Source organism: Ktedonobacterales bacterium, from assembly GCA_036557285.1.
Taxonomy (GTDB): Bacteria; Chloroflexota; Ktedonobacteria; order Ktedonobacterales; family DATBGS01; genus DATBHW01.
The window spans coordinates 121,383-138,543 of sequence record DATBHW010000003.1 but is presented as its reverse complement, the minus strand read 5'-3'; the positions used below and the strand labels follow the sequence as shown (position 1 = coordinate 138,543).

17 protein-coding genes are annotated in these 17,161 nt (G+C 62.2%); 6 read left to right on the top strand and 11 right to left on the bottom strand.

What is annotated here, in order from left to right; all coding sequences use genetic code 11:
* Positions 1–14: 14 nt before the first annotated feature.
* The gene (locus VH599_01005) at positions 15–2,399 is read right to left on the bottom strand and encodes a tetratricopeptide repeat protein (protein ID HEY7346865.1); all 2,385 of its coding nucleotides are present in this window, start codon (positions 2,397–2,399) and stop codon (positions 15–17) included.
* Between the two features lie 360 nt (positions 2,400–2,759).
* Here VH599_01005 and VH599_01000 point away from each other — a divergent pair, with 360 nt between their 5' ends.
* Genes VH599_01000 through VH599_00990 form a run of 3 tightly spaced genes read left to right on the top strand, consistent with a single transcriptional unit; the run spans position 2,760 to position 4,180 of the window.
* The gene (locus VH599_01000) at positions 2,760–3,254 is read left to right on the top strand and encodes an isoprenylcysteine carboxylmethyltransferase family protein (protein ID HEY7346864.1); all 495 of its coding nucleotides are present in this window, start codon (positions 2,760–2,762) and stop codon (positions 3,252–3,254) included.
* 26 nt (positions 3,255–3,280) lie between these two features.
* Complete coding sequence (locus VH599_00995; protein ID HEY7346863.1) at positions 3,281–3,709, top strand: ester cyclase; 429 nt, start codon at positions 3,281–3,283, stop codon at positions 3,707–3,709.
* A 24-nt stretch (positions 3,710–3,733) separates the two neighbouring features.
* Positions 3,734–4,180 carry an ester cyclase gene (locus VH599_00990; protein ID HEY7346862.1) on the top strand — a complete coding sequence of 149 codons (447 nt, stop codon included), beginning with the start codon at positions 3,734–3,736 and terminating at the stop codon, positions 4,178–4,180.
* A 115-nt stretch (positions 4,181–4,295) separates the two neighbouring features.
* Here VH599_00990 and VH599_00985 read toward each other — a convergent pair whose 3' ends face one another.
* The 7 genes from VH599_00985 to VH599_00955 are packed head-to-tail and all read right to left on the bottom strand — an operon-like array spanning position 4,296 to position 10,361.
* The gene (locus VH599_00985) at positions 4,296–5,654 is read right to left on the bottom strand and encodes a phosphomannomutase/phosphoglucomutase (GenBank protein ID HEY7346861.1); all 1,359 of its coding nucleotides are present in this window, start codon (positions 5,652–5,654) and stop codon (positions 4,296–4,298) included.
* A gap of 37 nt (positions 5,655–5,691) precedes the next feature.
* Entirely contained in the window at positions 5,692–6,888 is a 1,197-nt protein-coding gene (locus VH599_00980) for a phosphopentomutase (protein HEY7346860.1), read from the bottom strand.
* 23 nt (positions 6,889–6,911) lie between these two features.
* A complete protein-coding gene (locus tag VH599_00975; protein HEY7346859.1) occupies positions 6,912–7,340 on the bottom strand; it encodes an HNH endonuclease signature motif containing protein in 429 nt (142 codons plus the stop codon).
* Positions 7,337–7,741, bottom strand: coding sequence for an Arc family DNA-binding protein (locus tag VH599_00970; GenBank protein HEY7346858.1), 405 nt, complete (start codon positions 7,739–7,741; stop codon positions 7,337–7,339). The genes VH599_00975 and VH599_00970 overlap by 4 nt, the downstream gene beginning before the upstream one ends.
* 37 nt (positions 7,742–7,778) lie before the next feature.
* Positions 7,779–8,285, bottom strand: coding sequence for an aminoacyl-tRNA deacylase (locus VH599_00965; GenBank protein HEY7346857.1), 507 nt, complete (start codon positions 8,283–8,285; stop codon positions 7,779–7,781).
* A 2-nt stretch (positions 8,286–8,287) separates the two neighbouring features.
* Complete coding sequence (locus VH599_00960) at positions 8,288–9,094, bottom strand: Dam family site-specific DNA-(adenine-N6)-methyltransferase (GenBank protein ID HEY7346856.1); 807 nt, start codon at positions 9,092–9,094, stop codon at positions 8,288–8,290.
* A 40-nt stretch (positions 9,095–9,134) separates the two neighbouring features.
* On the bottom strand, positions 9,135–10,361 hold the full coding sequence (locus VH599_00955; protein ID HEY7346855.1) for a 6-phosphofructokinase: 1,227 nt from the start codon (positions 10,359–10,361) through the stop codon (positions 9,135–9,137).
* Positions 10,362–10,573: 212 nt separating this feature from the next.
* Here VH599_00955 and VH599_00950 point away from each other — a divergent pair, with 212 nt between their 5' ends.
* Entirely contained in the window at positions 10,574–11,794 is a 1,221-nt protein-coding gene (locus VH599_00950) for a peptidoglycan bridge formation glycyltransferase FemA/FemB family protein (GenBank protein ID HEY7346854.1), read from the top strand.
* Positions 11,795–11,900: 106 nt separating this feature from the next.
* Here VH599_00950 and VH599_00945 read toward each other — a convergent pair whose 3' ends face one another.
* Both VH599_00945 and VH599_00940 read right to left on the bottom strand, forming a co-directional pair.
* The gene (locus VH599_00945) at positions 11,901–12,707 is read right to left on the bottom strand and encodes a class I SAM-dependent methyltransferase (protein HEY7346853.1); all 807 of its coding nucleotides are present in this window, start codon (positions 12,705–12,707) and stop codon (positions 11,901–11,903) included.
* Positions 12,708–12,740: 33 nt separating this feature from the next.
* Positions 12,741–13,670 (bottom strand): GTPase, encoded by a 930-nt coding sequence (locus VH599_00940; protein ID HEY7346852.1) that lies wholly within the window; start codon positions 13,668–13,670, stop codon positions 12,741–12,743.
* A 331-nt stretch (positions 13,671–14,001) separates the two neighbouring features.
* Here VH599_00940 and VH599_00935 point away from each other — a divergent pair, with 331 nt between their 5' ends.
* Positions 14,002–14,820, top strand: coding sequence for a methyltransferase domain-containing protein (locus VH599_00935; GenBank protein HEY7346851.1), 819 nt, complete (start codon positions 14,002–14,004; stop codon positions 14,818–14,820).
* Between the two features lie 9 nt (positions 14,821–14,829).
* Here VH599_00935 and VH599_00930 read toward each other — a convergent pair whose 3' ends face one another.
* Positions 14,830–15,573 carry a metalloregulator ArsR/SmtB family transcription factor gene (locus VH599_00930; GenBank protein ID HEY7346850.1) on the bottom strand — a complete coding sequence of 248 codons (744 nt, stop codon included), beginning with the start codon at positions 15,571–15,573 and terminating at the stop codon, positions 14,830–14,832.
* Positions 15,574–16,148: 575 nt separating this feature from the next.
* Between VH599_00930 and VH599_00925 the strand changes: the two genes are divergently transcribed.
* A complete protein-coding gene (locus VH599_00925; protein HEY7346849.1) occupies positions 16,149–17,147 on the top strand; it encodes an RIO1 family regulatory kinase/ATPase in 999 nt (332 codons plus the stop codon).
* Positions 17,148–17,161 lie beyond the last annotated feature (14 nt).

Sequence of the window (17,161 nt, the reverse complement as noted above, 5' to 3'; positions counted from 1 at the left end):
GTTAGCCCTTGCTTTCACCGCCCGGCGTCATCTGCCAGCGCGTAAGACAGCGCCTCCTCCAGCGAGAGCGCCTGACCTGCTGTCCACACCTGCTCGAAGCGTTCACTTCCCAACGTCTGCTGAGCGGCTGCGACCGTCTGGTCATAGGGTAGCTGTTCGGCGGGTGGCCTGGGCGAGCGCATCTCCTCGCGTAATCGGGCGGCTGCCGCACAAAGCCGCGCGGCGCGCTCAGGCTCGCCCAGCGCGCTGGCCGCCGCTGCCATGCCCTCGAATATCCAGGCAATGTAGGTCTTGTTGCCAAAGGTCCGATGCAGGCTGAGGCTTTCCCGATACAACGCCAGCGCGCGCGGGTAGTCGCTTTGATCGCGGGCCAGCAGCGCCAGACTGGTGAGGATGTTGGCAGTACCCCAGGTCAGGCCGATCCGGCGGGTCTGCGCCAGTGCCTCCTCGAAGACCTGCGTGGCGCGAGGATAATTGCCCCGGGCGCGGAAGACATGCCCCAGCGTAATCAGGATGCGCCCCTCGCCGCCGAGATCGCCTGCCTGTCGGCAGCGTTCCAGCCCTTGCTCAAGGAGCCTGGCTGCCAGGGGCAGATCGCCGCGCGTCTCGGCCACAACCCCAAGCTGGTTCAGCGCGTTACCCATGCCGCTCTCGTCGCCGATGCTTTCAGCCAGCGCCAGCCCTTCTTTAGCAAGCATTTCAACGCGATCATACTGGCCCAGGTCCAACAGGTCTTGCGCCAGCCCGAAGAGCGCGCCAATGCGTACCGGCGGGGTAGCTGCGCGGGCGCCAGCAGCATCATCCAGCGCCAGCAGTGCTTCGTGCCAGCCAAGCACTTCACTGAGCATCCCGCGACTGTACCATGTGCGTCCACAGGCGTTTGCCAGGCGCAGGCCCAGGCCGGTTTCGCGTTGTTCGCGTGTCCACTCCAGCGCGGCGCGCACATTCGTGTACTCCCGCATAAGCTGCGCGTCCCGCCTGTCCTGGTCTGGCCCTACGTGCCCTAGCTCTTCTGCCAGACGGGCATAATATTCAGCGTGCCGCCTGCCCAGGGTCTCGGCCTCGCCGCTCTCGCGCAGGCGCTCCAGGGCATATTCCCGAATGATCTCCAGCATGCTGAAGCGCGGCGCTTTTGCTTCGGCGTTCTCGGCGCGCAGCAGGCTTTTATCCACCAGGGCTGTCAAGGCTTCCAACACAGCGGTGGAAGCCTCATCTGCCTCGCCGCAGATGGCTTCCGCTGCTTCCAGCGCACAACCCCCGGCAAAGGCAGCCAGCCGCCTGAACAGGCGCTGTTCGCCGGGGCTGAGCAGTTCATAGCTCCAGGCAACGGCGTCGCGCATCGTGCGCTGGCGCTCCGGCAGGTCGAATGCCCCGCCGGTCAGGAGCGGAAGGCGGCTGTTCAGCCGCTCCAGCAGCGTCTGCGGCGGCAGCGCCTTCACACGGGCCGCCGCCAGTTCAAGCGCCAGCGGCAGCCGGTCCAGGCGCTGGCAGATGGCTCCTGCTGCCTGAATCGTCTCCAACGTCACGTCCAGGTCCGGCTGCACCGCCTGCGCCCGTTGCAGAAAGAGGGTGATCGCTGCTTCCTGCTCCAGCGGCGCGACGGGCAGTTCGTATTCTCCCCGGATGTGCAGCGCAGCCCGACTGGTAACAAGGATCGTGAGCCGGGGGCAGGCGCTGAGCAGTTCGGCGACCAGCGGCGCGGCATCCGCAACCTGCTCAAAGTTATCCAGCAAGAGCAGGCTCTGCCGTTCGCGCAGCGCGGTTTTCAGCAGATCGCGCGGCGCTTGCCCGGCGGCTTCGCGCAGCCCCAACGCCTGGGCGATGGCCGCCGCAACCAGCGCCGGGTCACGAATGACAGCCAGCCCCACGAACCAGACGCCATCGTCGAAGCGGTCAAGCAGATCTTCAGCGACTTGCAGCCCCAGCCGAGTCTTGCCGACTCCGCTGGGTCCGACAAGCGTGAGCAGGCGCACTTCTTTGCGCCCCAAAAGCATCGCCGCTCGCAGCGCATCTGATTCGCGCCCAATCAGCGGAGTGAGCGGAAGCGGCAAATTATGCGGCGGATGAATCTGAGGCTCCAGCGCGGCAGCAGGATCAACTATCGGGCGGGCTGCTGCAACGAGCAGGGCGCGCTTGCGTGGAGGCAGCCGCAGCGCCTGGGCCAGCAGGTCCAGCGTATCCTGGCGAGGGATGCGATTCACGCCGCGCTCCAGGTCACTGATGGCCCGCGCACTCAGCCCGGCGCGTTCCGCCAGGGCTTCCTGGGTCAGTCCAGCCGCCAGGCGGTACTGCTTGAGTGATGCTCCAAAAGACGGCTCATCTGCATTCACGGCGTTGTTCTCCTGGCGCGGCGCTTTCTCGTCTGCTGCTCCCCCATGATGCCCGCCAAAGACCATCATAGCACACGTTTCATCAACCTGGCATAGATCGGATGTGTCCCAAGTTCCACCAACTAGCGGGAGGGAGCCACTTGTAGCGCCGCCTTCCAGGCGGCGAGCGACTGGCCGCCAAGATGGCGGCGCTACAAGTAACACGCCTCGCCTGCTAACACCTCATGCGTGATGGAACTGTGTCCGAAAATGTGAGTGATGCTGTGGGTATTCTTCCTGGGCTTTTGGGCTTGAGCAGGTTACGCTGTTGGCGGTGATACGAATGCTGCCTGGCGCGCCGCCGTCTCGAAGGCTTCACTGGTGGTCGTCTGCAAGGCGCGGCTTCAGGCTGGCAGCTCCCACTACCGGGGAGAATCAGGGGAGAAAACTATGATGAATGAAACGCAAAGCATGTCAGGAGCGGCGAAGGCGCAGGAGACTTCACGGGCAGCGCCAGCGCCGGTCATTTTTGTCGCAGTGCTGCTGGTGGGCGTGCTGCTGAGCCTGGCCTTTCCGGTCAGCTTCCTCCCGCGCATCGTAACGCTGCTTGTTGGCGCTGCCTGCTTCCTGATACCATTCGCGCTTGGATTTGCCGCCCTGGGGTTCATGCGCCGCGCCAGAACCAGCGTGAACCCGTACCGGCCAACGACGGCGCTGCTCACCGGAGGGCCGTACCGCCTGAGCCGCAACCCGATGTATCTGGCAATGGCAATCCAGTATGTGGGGCTGGCGCTGTTGTTCGATTCCCTCTGGGCCATCGTCTTGCTGCCGCTGGCCCTGGTTGTCGTCCACTTTACGGTGATTCAGCGCGAGGAGCGTTATCTGGAGCGGAAGTTTGGCGAGGAGTATCTGAGCTATAAAGCAACAGTTCGGCGCTGGTTGTAAGCCGCGCCAGACAAAAGGAGCAAAACATGTCCACTGAAGTGAACAAGGCTATCGTTCGCCGTCTCTTCGAGGAAGTGTTCAACAAGGGCAACCTGACAGTCGCCGATGAGTTAGTGGCCCAGGATGGCATCAACTATGAAGCCCCTCCGGGGATTACTCCTGATGGCCCGGATGGCCTGAAGCAGGCCGTTCAGATGCTCACCCTGGCTTTCCCCGATCTCCACATGACGATTGAGGAAATGATCGCCGAAGGCGATAAGGTGGTGGCGCATACCACGTTCAGCGGCACGCATCAAGGCGCATTTATGGGTATGCCGCCCACTGGCAGGCGCTTCACGCAGCAGCAAATCCATATCGTGCGCCTGGCCGATGGCAAGGCTGTGGAGCATCGGGAGGTGCGCGATGACGTGGGCATGATGCAGCAGCTTGGGGTAATCCCTGCGCCTGGTCACTAACTCGTCAAGAAAGGAACCACACCCATGCCTCCAGCAGAAAACAACGGGGCGCCTGAACAGAACCAGGACGTGCTGCGTCGCGTCATTGAAGAGGGGTTCAACAAGGGCAATTACGCGGCCCTGGACTCGCTTTTCGCCAGCGATTACCGGGAACACCAGTTCGGGCTGAAGACGACATTGGCAGGCTTCAAAGAAGATATTCAGTACCTGCGAACCGCTTTCCCCGATTTGCATCTGACGATTGAAGACAGCATCGCCGACGCCGATACAGTCTGGATACGCATGACGGCGCGCGGTACCAATCGCGGCCCTTTCGTGGGACCGCCTACCGGCAAACCCATGACCATTACGGTCATGGATGTCTGCCGCTTTGCAAACGGGAAGATTGTAGAACACTGGGGCGTTCCTGATCGCTTCGCCGTGATGGCGCAGCTCGGTCTGCTTCCCCAGCCTGCCGGGGAGAAATCGTAGCGCCCGCGCGTACCGCCGCCGTCTCGGCGGCAAGGGGGCTGAGGGGCGGCGGTAGGGCGGCCTCTTGCCTGTACCGCCGCCGTCCCTGGCGGCGCGGGGTGGGGGTTGGTGGCGGCTAGCTGCGTATCAGCTTCAACACCTCGTCGCGCTTCGCTTCCATCAGCGCCCTGGTATCGCCCTCCAGGTTCAGGCGGAGCAGCGGCTCGGTGTTGGAGGGGCGCACGTTATACCACCAATCCTTGAATTGGACAGTGATACCGTCGAGATGATCGATCTGCGCGCCCTGCGCCTGATACTGCGCCTCAAGCTGCTTCAGCTTGCCGGGGATGTCTTTGACCTCGCTGTTGATCTCGCCGCTGCGGAAGCGCGTGTCAATCGGCTTGAGCAGCGCGGAAACCGCCTGCCCTTCTTCGCAGATCAGTTCCAACACGATCAGGAAGGCGATCAGGCCAGAATCGGCGTACCAGTTGTCGCGGAAGTAGAAGTGGCCGGAATGTTCGCCGCCAAAGATCGCGTTTTCATCGCGCATCTGCGCTTTAATAAACGAATGGCCCACGCGCGTGCGAATAGCTTTGCCGCCCGCGCGCTCGATAGTTTCGGGCGTGCTGCGCGAGCAGATCAGGTTATAGAGGATGGTCGCGCCGCGCTGCTTCTTGAGCAGGTTCTTGGAAACCAGCGCCGTGACCATATCGCCGCCGATCAGCCCGCCATGCTCATCCACGATGAACATACGGTCAGCGTCGCCATCGAAAGCCACACCAAGATCGGCGTGGTTATCGCGCACCGCTTTTTGCAGATCGACCATGTTCTGCGGCTCAATCGGGCTGGCCGGATGGTTGGGGAAATTGCCATCGAGCGCGAAATAGAGCGGAATGAGCCGACAGGGCAGGCGCTTAAAGACGCGCGGCAGGATCATCCCCGCCATGCCATTGCCCGCGTCGGCGGCAATGGTCAGCGGTTTGATCTTATTGACATCAATGAAGCTCAGCGCGTGATCGATGTAATCCTCGGTGACTTCGCGGCGGATGACACGCCCCGGCGCTTCGGGTTTGGGAAAATTGCCCTTGAGGGTCAGATCGCGGATGTCGTTCAGGCCGCTGGCCGAACTGAGCGCGATAGCCTGCTCGCGGCAGACTTTGAAGCCATTGTATTGCTTGGGATTATGCGAGGCAGTAATCATCACACCCGCCGGGTAGTTGAACTTGCCGACAGCGAAATACAACTCGTCGGTAGTCGTCAGTCCCAGGTCAATAGCGTCAGCGCCCTGATCGGTGATGCCGCGCATCAACGCCTCGGCCAGTGCGGGCGAAGAGAGGCGCATGTCGCGCCCGACAGCCACCTGAGCGGGCTTCAGATAGAGGACCAGCGCGCGGCCAAAAGAATAGGCCGCTTCCTCGTTGATTTCAGCAGGATAAATGCCCCGAACATCATACGCTCCAAAGATGTGAGCATTGATAGATGTTGGCGTCGCCATATCAGGCTCCTTCTTCTCTATGCTAGCGCAGTACCGGTTACAATGCGCTCGATAATCCAAGCTCTCTCGCAAAACTGGTTCCTGCAACCAGTGGGCCAACGCCAAAAGCGGCGGCGACGGTCTGGCCCAGGTCGGCGAAGCTGGCTCTCGTCCCCAGGTCCACTCCGCCGCGCAGCGTCGGCCCCCAGGCCAGCAGAGGCACGCATTCGCGGGTATGGTCGGTCCCATGCGCGGTAGGGTCCACCCCATGATCGCCAGTAATAAAGAGCGCGTCGCCTGGGCGCAGGCGCGCCTGCGCGTCGGGAATCCAGGCATCCACCTCGCGCAGCGCCTGGGCGTAACCGTGAGCATCGCGTCGGTGGCCCCAGAGCATATCGCATTCCACCAGATTGACGAACAGCAGGCCGGTGAAGTCACGCTCCAGACAGCGCAGTGACGCGGCCATGCCGTCTTTGTTCGTCTCTGTGTGATTGCGCTCGGTGAGGCCGCGCCCGGCGAACAGGTCTTCGATTTTGCCGATGCCAATCACGGTATCGCCGCGCGCCGCCAGCAGATCGAGCAGCGTCGTACCCAGCGGCTCCAACGAGAAATCGCGGCGATGCGCGGTGCGTACAAAATGGCCGGGCGTCCCCTCGAAAGGCCGGGCGATCACCCGCCCGACGGCGTGTTCTCCGGTCAGCATGCGGCGCGCCGTGGCGCAAATGGCATAGAGTTCTTCCAGGGGGATAACCTCTTGATGCGCGGCCACCTGGAACACGCTGTCGGCGGAGGTATACAGGATGGGTCGCCCGGTGCGCAGGTGTTCCTCACCCAGTTCTTTGATGATTTCGGTGCCGGAAGCGGCTTTGTTGCCCAGCACTTCGCGGCCAATCGCCTGCTCGAAACGCCTCACCAGATCGAGGGGGAAGCCATCGGGATAGGTTGGCAGCGGGCGATTGAGAATGACGCCGCTGATCTCCCAATGGCCGGTGGTGCTGTCTTTTCCGGCAGACCGTTCGGCCATCCTGCCCCACGCGCCCGTGGCATCGGCGCGCGGCGGCGTCCCCTCCATCGGCGTAATATTTCCCAGGCCCATCCGGCCCAGGTTGGGCAGTTCCAGCCCGCCAACGGCGCTGGCGCAGTGGCCGAGCGAGTTGGTTCCGGCGTCACCATAGGCGGCGGCGTCGGGCGCATCGCCCGCCCCCACGCCGTCCAGCACAACGATCATAGCCCGTTTCAGGATAGTTGCTGGCATAGTGTATACTCCTGCCTGATCTTTCAATCTTTTGGGGGATGCCAGCCAACCGAAGCCCAGAGTTGGCGCGCATTCACCAACTCCACCCGATTGAGCTTGACCAGGGCAACAGTTGCTCTGCCTGTGGCAGTCAGCCCAACAATGCGGTCTCCTTCAGGCGACCAGGCAAAGTGATCGCTCCAGACCTGGGTACGGGGATTGAAGAGTGGTATACGCTCACCTGTCAGTGGGTCTGCTGCAATGGTCGCATCACCTTTGTATTGGTTGCATTTTCCACACATTAGCCAAAGATTTCCCTCTTCTGTTGGGCCACCGCCTGCTTCTGGGATGATGTGATCGACATCCAATGGCTGGCCGGTAATCCGCTCCTGAGAGAGACAATAACCGCAGCGGCGGCGCGCTTGCTCTGTCACACGCTGCCGGAGCGCTTTGGGGATGTAGGCTTTGCTCATGCTTCTGTGAGCAATACATTAACATCATAGCCATGCTGTTTGAGCAGGACAGCGGCTTTGGCGCGCAGCAGCATGATCAGATCGTACTGGTGAAGCAGTTCATCCAGCTTGAACTGCTCGGCGGAGGTGAGGCTGGCGCGCTTCTGTTTCGTCCGCAACTTTTGGACCGCTTCCGCCATCTCCAGCGGAACACGGCTTCGCGCGACCCGCCAGAGCGCTTCATCATCGGCTGTCTCCAACGCGGTGAGCGCGTCGGTAATATCAGCCGGAAGCTCCTCTTCTTCCACGACCAACCCTGCTGACAATGTTTTCAGAAGTTGGGCTTCCACAGACCGATGATGCTCTTCTGCCCGCTCTTTCAGTCGCTGATAGAGGTCATCAGGGATATTCACCTGCGCCATACGTCACCTCGCTTTCCCATATTCCCATTATACCCCCTCATACTCCCTCTCGTTTGATGGGCGCTTCTGTGGCCTCGATGACCTTTGCGCCCGTGATGGCGAGCAGATCGGCCACGCGCAGCCGCAGATTGACGCCGCGCTGGCCGCCGTTGATAAACAGTTCCTCCAGGGCCGCGCCGCTGGCATCGAGATAGACCTCAAAAGGCTTATCGGTCAGCGCCAGCGGCGAGATGCCCCCCACTTTCAGGCCCGTCAGGCGCTCGGCCTCGCGCTGTGGGGCCATCTGCGCCGATTTGGCGTTGACAGCCCGCGCCACCAGACGCATATCGAGCGCGCGGTCCCCTGGCGTGATGACGAGCAAATGCCGCGCGCCATCAGCAAACACCACCAGCGTCTTGAAGACCTGGCTGGCCGGAACACCCAGCAGCGGCGCGACCTCCTCAGCCGAATGGATGCCCTCTGGATAGAAAAACGCCTCGTAGGGGATACGCCGCCTGTCCAGCAGGCGCATGGCGTTGGTTTTGGTCTTGCTCTCTTTGCTCATGCCTACCAGATGTTCTTCAAAGCCAGCACTTCTTTTGCTGGCGTCCTGTCTCCTGTGCAGCTAATCATGCGCGGAGCCTGGTAGAATCGCAGGGTGAAGCCGAGCGATTCATATAAGCGCACTATCCGCTCCGTCGCCTGATTCGAGAGCACCACTGGCCCTGGATGCCTTGCCAGCCATTCTGCCAGCCGTACCTGATCGTCCCACCCAAACCCTTCTTTGCTGTACTGCGTGAACTCAACATCGTAGGGCGGATCAGCGTAAATGAAGTCTTCCGGCTCGCGCGGAATCTCCTCGAAGGGACCGCTCATAAACTCCCAGGGAGCGAGCGCGCAGGAATACGCGGTAAACTGCGTGGTGTAGTTGATATGCTGGTATTTGCCAAAAGGCACGTTGAACTCGCCCCGGCTGTTAAAGCGGCACAAGCCGTTATATCCTGTCCGGTTCAGGTAATAGAAGAGCGCCGCCGCTTCTTTGCAGCTTCCTTGATTTTCGCGGATCAACTGGTTGAATCGTTCCCTGGAAGCGTAATAGAGTCGCTCATCGTTGCGCATCTCGATGTCAATACTTAGCCCTTCTTTGAGCCAGCGGTAAAAATTGATGGGATGCGGGTTGATGTCATTGAGCAGCGCGCGCGCTGGCGCCAGCCCAAGCGTCACCGCCAGGCCGCCGCACATCGGCTCCAGCAAACGCCGATGCGAGTGCAGCCGCCAGATGGGCTTGAGGTGTGGCACGAGCCATCGCTTGCCGCCAGCCCATTTCAAGGGGGGCGCGAGTGTGGATACCGCTGCCGTTTCAGGGGAACGCATGGGGGCAACTCCTACGAAATGCCGGGCGTCGTAATGACGCTTAGATTATACCCCCTATCAGCGCCTTCTTCAGCCGCACATGGCGCGGCAGCGGATCGCCGATGAGCGGCAGCGCGTAGTCGTAGAACGCCTGGGTGACGCTGGCGCCAGCGGTGTCGAGGAAGTCATCGGGCAGGAGGCGCTGCGCGTTGGCAATGGCCTCCAGATCGGCCAGGCCCGTTTCGCAGGCGTAGCGTGGTCCCGGCTGGCGCACCAGCGTAACCATCTGATCGCTTGCGCCGTCCAGCGCGCGGCGAACCGCCATCTGCCCCACCAGATAGGCTTCCTCGCGGTCCACAGCGGAGACGGCCACCGAGGACATACGCTGAAGGTCGCCGGGCTTCTCGAAGCGCGCCCGCAGCCCCAGCTCGCGCCTGACCAGTTCCACCAGATGCTGGGCTGTGCCGCTGAGCAGCGGATGCGCGAAGGCATCCGCGCCCTGCGCGCCAGCGGCCCCCAGCGGCTGCCCCTGCTCGTCGCGGATCGTTTCCGCGACAACGACAACGACGTAGCCCACAGCCTGATGCACTTCGCGCACCGCCGCCAGAAAGCGTTCGCGGCTGAAGGGCCGTTCGGGCGTGTAGATCAGGTGCGGCGCGTCTTCTGGCCGCTCCTTCCCCAGCGCCGAAGCGGCGGCCAGCCAGCCCGCGTCGCGGCCCATGACTTCGATCACCTTGACCGGATAGTGATGCGGGATAGCCTCGGTACACAGCGCCGAGTCCATTGTTGCCAGCGCGATAAAGCGCGCCGCGCTGCCGTAGCCGGGGCAGTGATCGGTGATCGGCAGATCGTTGTCAATCGTCTTGGGGATGCCGATCACGCGCAGGTCATACTCCGCGTCGCGGGCCGCCAGTGCCAGGCGATGAGCGGTATCCGCCGAGTCATTGCCGCCGATGTAGAGAAAGTAGCGCACGTTCAGCGCGCGCAGCGTCTCCAGCGCGCGGGCCGGGTCTTCCGGCTTCAGCTTATAGCGGCAGGAGCCGAGCGCGGCGGATGGCGTTGCCAGCGCGCGGCTCCAGGTCTCGTCGCTTTCCTGGCGCAGATCGATGATCTGGCGCTTCAGAACGCCCTCGATGCCATGCAGCGCGCCATACATGCCCCCCACCTGCTCGGAGCGCGTGGCTTCCTGTACCGCGCCCGCCAGGCTGGCGTTAATAACGGCGGTAGCCCCGCCGGATTGCCCGATCAACAGCGCGCCCTTGCGCTGCCCACGCTCTCTACTACTCATGCTTTCTCTGTCCTCTAGACAGGACGGTTCTGGTCTTATGGATGAGCTACTGCCCCATCAGTACCAGCGGCGCCAAAAAATCGCCCAATCGTTACAAATCTCAGCCTCAAGCGATATAATACTGGCGGAGTTTTGCCCATATGCGCAGCGTTTTCCGCTGCATGTGCCGGGCGCTTTGCCCATTATAGCACCACCTCGCCAGGGGGAATCCTATGGTTCAACCAATCGCCCGCGTTGCGCCAGGGAGCATCGTTCATCGCTTTCTTGATGGCTCCCAGATGACGGTCCTGGGCCAGAACGATCAGGAGATGTGGGACGCTTTTGTGGCCGATACTCCCAACGGCCACCTGCTCCAGTGTTGGGCCTGGGGAGAACTCAAGCGCACGCTTGGCTGGGAGCCGCTGCGCATCGCCCTCTGGGATGCTGATTCTGGCCGCCTGCTGGCCGGGGCGCAGGCGCTGCTGCGCCCTATTCCCCTGACCGGCTCGCTGTTTGCCTATATCCCCAAAGGGCCTGCCCTCGATTGGTCCGACGCCGCCTGCTGCGAACTCTTCCTGGCCGGCCTCCATGCCTATCTGCGCACCCGCCGCGTCGCTGTGCTGCGCGTGGAGCCTGATCTGCCAGAAAAGATCGGTGAAAACGGGGAAGCCGACCCTGCTTCCCCCTCCCAGACGCCTGCTGATCCGGCGGCCCGCTTTGGCGGCCTCTACAGCGCGGCTCAGGGCCAGGAGGTTGCCCGGCGGCTCAACAACCTGGGCTTTCGCCGCACGCCCGACCACATTCAGCAGCTTCGCACCATTGCCGTTGACCTGGCGGCTGATGAACAGACCATTGCCTCGCGGCAGAAGGCGAAATGGCGCTATAACACCAACCTGGCCGCGCGCAAGGGCATCACGGTGCGCCAGGCTCAGAGCCTGGATGATCTGCAACACTGGTACGACCTCGTGGAAATCACGCGCGCGCGTGATCGCTTTGCCAGTCGGACCCTCTCATACTATCAGCGTGCCTGGAAGTCACTCAAAGCAGGCAATCAGGCAGAGTTGTTCCTGGCAGAGCATGCGGGAACGTTACTGGCTGGTATCTTTGTCTCGCGGGTCGGCAGGCAGGGCATCTACCTCTATGGGGCGTCCAGCGACCAGAACCGCCAATTGATGCCCAATCACCTGCTCCAGTGGGAGGCCATGCGCTGGGCCAAAGCGCAGGGGGCCACGCTCTACGACCTGTGGGGGATCGCCAACAGCGATGATCCCGGCGACCCCCTGGCAGGCGTCACGCAGTTCAAGCGTGGCTGGGGTGGCAAGGTAATCCAATATATTGGCGCGTTTGATTACGTCTACGCGCCCCTGGCCTACCGCATCTTTCTGGGCGGCGCGCGTCTGCTGGCGTCCCTCACCGCCTTTCGCGCCTATCTGCTCAGGAGGCGCGGCAGCTAAGAGCGCCTCACAAAACCTCCGCACGAGCAGGGGCGGGGGTGTAGCGCCGTCCTTCCAGGCGGCAGGGGTGGGGCCACCCGTCGGTTGTGTGAGGCATTCTAAGCGTTTATGCCCTGGTCGCTTTGATGGAAAAGGTCATGGGAATGGGAATCATCCCATCTCTGACCCGCCACCAGCCATCGGCGCTTTCCTCCAGAAATGGGAACGCCTTCCAGGCGCAAACGGGAAACTCGTGCAGGAACTCGATGCGCAGCCCGGCCCCGGCCAGCGCGCTGATGATCGTACCCAGGCTGTGATTCCATTCATAGGCCGGGTGTGTCACTCTGGCGCTGGGATCGGCGTAGTCGCCGTCGCCCTCGAACTTCAGCGGCTCCGGCCCCTGGAAGTAGGGCAAACTGACGCGATAGTCGTCGGATGCTTTGCCGTCGTCGAAAGGCATCATAAACGGATGGCCCTCGACGATATAGAACGTACCCCCTGGCTTGAGATAGCGGCCAATCAGGTGTCCCCACGCTTCCAGGTCCGGCAGCCAGCAGAGCGCGCCATACGACGTAAACACAATATCGAACTGTTCTGCAAGCACGTCTGGCAGATCATAGAGATTCGTGTGAAGAAAGCGCGCCGCGATCCCCAGTTCCTGGCTGAGCGATTGCGCCAGGGCAATCGCTTCCTCCGAAAAATCAACCCCCGTGACACTGGCTCCCAGCCGCGCCCAGGAGAGCGTATCCATGCCGAAATGGCATTGCAGGTGCAGCAGCGTTTTCCCCGCCACGTCCCCTAGCTCCTCGCGCTCGATGCTCATGAGGGTGATTCTGCCGCGCTTGAAGCCTTCCACATCATAAAACGCGGAGCGCGCGTGGATGGGAGTGAGTTCGTTCCAGAGATCGCGGTTGGCGTTCATATAGTCCAGCATCTCTTGCTCCTTGAGCGTGTCTACGCCCTTTTCTCACAGGACGATTTCAACCATATCTCCATCCTGAACCGGATGGTCGCGCCCCACCTGCTGGCCGTCGAAGCGCGCCGATGGCCCCCACAGGCGGGCGCAGCGAAACGCCATGCCCAGCTCGTGATGAATCTCATCGGCCACATCGGCCACTGTCGCGCCTGGCTCCAGCGCCAGCGGCTCCTCGTCCACTGCTCCGTTGTGGCGCAGGTAGACGCGCATCAGGCCGGTGAGCTTCCAGATCGCCTCTTTGAGACGCTCCAGGCTGGCGTCGTCAATGATCGAGACACCCACTATCGGCAGATCGGGTACGGCGGCTTGCAGCGCCTCAAGCGCGCCCTCCGGGGCTTCGTCCGTCTTGGTGGCCGCCACCAGCGCGGGCAGATCGATTCCCGCCGCCGCCAACTCGGCGCGCACCGTCAGTAGTTCATCCGGCGGCGCGGCGCTGTCCTGGCAAAAGACAATGGCGTCAGCCCCGCGCAGCACCCCCAGCAGAGCGCGACCCCCGCCGCGATCCTGGGCGGCTCCCTCGATCAAGCCGGGGATTTCGACCAGTTGGACCAGGACGCCGCCGATGCGCGTTAGCGCCGGGACCGGGCGCAGGGTGGTAAAGGCGTAATCGCCAATCTTGATCTGAACCTGCGAGAGCGTGTGCAGCAGCGATGACTTTCCGGCGTTGGGCGCGCCGACCAGGGCCACCTGCGCAGCCCCTTCGCGACGCACAGCGATGCTGTCGCGCTGCATCGCGTGGGAGCGGATATGTGTCTCGTCAATCTGGCCCAGAACCCATTTGCGAATATCGGCATAAGGACCGTTACGATAGTTGGGCAGATCGTTCAGAATGGAGCGCAGTTCGCGCGCCCGCTCGGACCCCTCTTTGCCGACGAGGCGGCGTTTGATGAGCTGCATCTGAGTGCGATGTGGCATAGGCATAGCATGACCCCCTGGGATATGTGCTGAGAAGAATGCGGGAGGACATGCAAGGCTCGCGGCTGGGGATGGCAAGGATGCCGAGCCGAAGGGAGCGCGTCTGTCCCGCTGCTTACACTGACGCGGTGAACGTAAGCAGCGGTCTAGCCGTTTTTATTTGATTGCCTGGTGAGCCAGGCGTGGAAGCGTGAATCGCTCATGTGAGTAAAGCCTTTCCTGCTATCGGGTAAGGCAGCAGTAACCTTGTGGCAAATAATACCATAGACGGGGTACATGGCGCAACCCTGCTCTCCCGCTCTCAATCGCGTTTGGCGCTGTCTGAGGAGATAAACCGATGGAAGACCAATCATCTGCTGGCCGGAAGGATGTGTGGGCCAGCGGCGCGGCCTACGAACCCTATGTGGGCCGCTGGAGCCGCCTGGTAGCCCGTGAGTTCTTAAGCTGGTTGGCCGTCCCTCCAGGGAAACGCTGGCTGGATGTTGGCTGCGGTACCGGCGCGCTCAGCAAGACTATTCTCGACTACGCTGCCCCCAGCGCGGTCATGGGGATCGATCCTTCAGAGGGCTATATTGCGTTTGCCCGCCAGCAGGCGCTGGATGGGCGGATCAGCTTCGAGGTGGGTGATGCCCGCTCCTTGCCAGCCGAGGCTGGCCGCTATGATGTCGTGATTTCGGGGCTGGTCCTTAATTTTGTGCCACAGCCAGACCAGGCTCTGGCAGAGATGGTGCGCGTGACGCGCCCAGGCGGCATGGTGGCGGCCTATGTCTGGGATTACGCCGGACAGATGCAGTTGATGCGCCATTTCTGGGATGCAGCCGCGATGCTGGACCCGTCAGCCCTGGAGCTAGACGAGGGGCGTCGTTTCCCCATCTGCCAGCCTGAGCCGCTTGCTGCCCTCTTTCGCCTCGCTGGCTTACGCCAGGTGGAGACGCGCGCGATTGATGTCCCCACCGTCTTCCGCAACTTTGATGATTACTGGTCGCCGTTCCTGGGCGGCCAGGGGCCAGCGCCTGGATACCTGCTCTCGTTGAGCGAGCCGCGCCGCGCTGCCCTGCGGGAGCGCATCCGCGCCGGTCTGCCAGTTGCCCCGGATGGTTCGATACCTCTGATCGCCCGCGCCTGGGCTGTGCGTGGCCTGCTCTCCAGCGGGTAAGAGGCTTTGTCAACCCCCGCTGTTCAATGGTCCTGCCTGTGGACGGACCAGCCAGTAGCGCCCATCTTCACGCAGCATGATCTGCTCTTCGATCATGGCGCGGCGCAGGCTCGCGGCATCTTCATAGAATTGCTTGAGGATGCCGTTGACCTCGCGCTCATCATACAAACGCCCCCACTCGAATGAGTGGGCCAGTTCCTCTAGCACGACGCGCCGCTGCGTACGGTGTTTCGGAATGCTCACCAGCCGCCCATCCTGAAAGAAGACGCCCAGGACGCGCTCGCGCCCTTCTTGTCTGGTTGGCAGCGAAAAATGGTTATCGGCAAACAGCGTTTCCCGCAGATGCTGAATGTTCTCAGTATCAAGCGAGTAATACCGATAGGCGTTTTCGCGCTCTTCGCGGATAAGCCCCCCATTCTTCAGGATATGCAGGTGGTGAGAGATCGTCTGCGGCGTCACACTCAAGTGTTCGGCCAGTTCTTGCCCATACATCGGGCGCTCCTCCTCAACAAGCAAGGCCAGGATACGCACGCGCATGAGGTCACTGACAGCGCGGCCAAAGAGCATCAAGCTGGCTGCCTGCTGAGTGTATTCGGGCGGCCCACCCATATTCAGGGCTGCCTTATCGGAAGCTTGCCAGTTATGGCTTCCGCTGTATTGGCTGTAACGCGCTCGATGGCGCGCCTGTTCGCGGTACTCGTCCCGCGTGGGGTGATCACCGGGCCTGGGCGCGCGCGGGGATGGTTCTGTCATCGTCTTGCCCCCTCTCTTTTTCTATCATACAATCAAACAATGGTCTAATCGTATGATAAATCATGCCAGAGGTTCCTGTCAGCCCCTTGACACCTCCCGCCTGCCCATGCTACAATCCTGCCAGCGTCCCAGAGTCCCGTTCGATAGTTTTCCAATGACTTTCCATTCATTTCAAGGAGGCGCACATGACAGCGTTCTTGGCTACTGCTCCCCGCACCAGCGGTGTGACCAACATAGGAGAGAGTGCGCCTTGTAACCCCGCCTAAATAACGCTCACCAGCCCTCAGAGTTTGGCTTAAAGCAGTGCCCGCGCCCATCGGCAGACGCCAGGCGCGCTGACACTGGTCCTCCACTCGTCCGGCAGATGCTGCGGCCACAGGCGCGCTCAGGCGCTTGGTGGTCGTTTTTTGTGCCCGTTCTTTCCGGCCCCTTCCACAAGTGTCCTCCGCTTCGTAACTCATCCTGCGTTGCCATCCTCACGCTCGGCGTGCAGACGCCGCTGGTCCCCAGGGGGAGCTTCTCACTCTCAACCCTGCTCCGAAATTATCTAACCTCCAAAGATGCGAAGGATGGTTATGGACCAGAAACCAACTATGAAGACCAGCTACGAGAGCAGCGCCGACGTTCAGCGATGGCTTCAGGAGCAATCCCTGGAGGGCGGCGGCAAGCCGGAGTTCTCCCCGACGTTTCTTGCCGGTCAGCGCGACAAACCCTGGGTACTCTCATCGCTGGCTCAGTTCTACGAGCAAGACCTGATTACCGACGTGCTGCGCGTCATCAAAAGTGGCAAAGAGGCGACGGTCTACTGCTGCGTCGCTGATCCTGCGACCGGCAGGGAACTGCTGGCGGCGAAAGTCTATCGCCCGCGCATGTTTCGCAGCCTGAAACACGATGCCGTCTATCGGGAAAGCCGCGTCATACGTGACGTGGGCGGGCGGGTCGTGGCAGACAGCCGCCGTCGGCGGAAGGCGACCAAAAAGACCGAGCGCGGGCGCGCCGCGCAGGTCACGAACTGGATCGAGCATGAGTTTAAGACGCAGCGCCTGCTCTACGAGGCGGGAGCCGATGTACCCTGCCCGCTGGCGCAAATCGGCAACGCGGTGCTGATGGACTACATCGGCGATGAAGCGGAGGCCGCGCCGCTCTTGCGTGAAGTGGACCTGCCGCCGGAGGAGGCGCAGCCGCTCTTCGACGCCATCCTGCGTAATATCGAGCTGTTCCTGGCGTGTGACCGCGTGCATGGCGACCTCTCGGAGTACAACATCCTCTACTGGCAGGGCGCGGGTGCGCGAGCCGCAGGCGCGGGTGCGCGAACCGCAGGCGAGAATGCCGAGGCCCAGCCGAGGCAAGCGCCCGCCGCCGCAGGCGCGGGTGCGCGAGCCGCGGGCGCGGCCACGATCATTGATTTTGCCCAGGCGGTGGACCCCCGCTACAACCCGGATGATGTCTTTACGCTGCTGGCCCGCGACATCGCGCGGGTCTGCCGCTACTTTGCCCGCGCTGGCGTCGAGGCCGACGCCGAGGCGCTGGCGATTGATCTGTGGACGCGCTACCTGACCGGGGCGCTCATATAATAAGGAGTAACCTG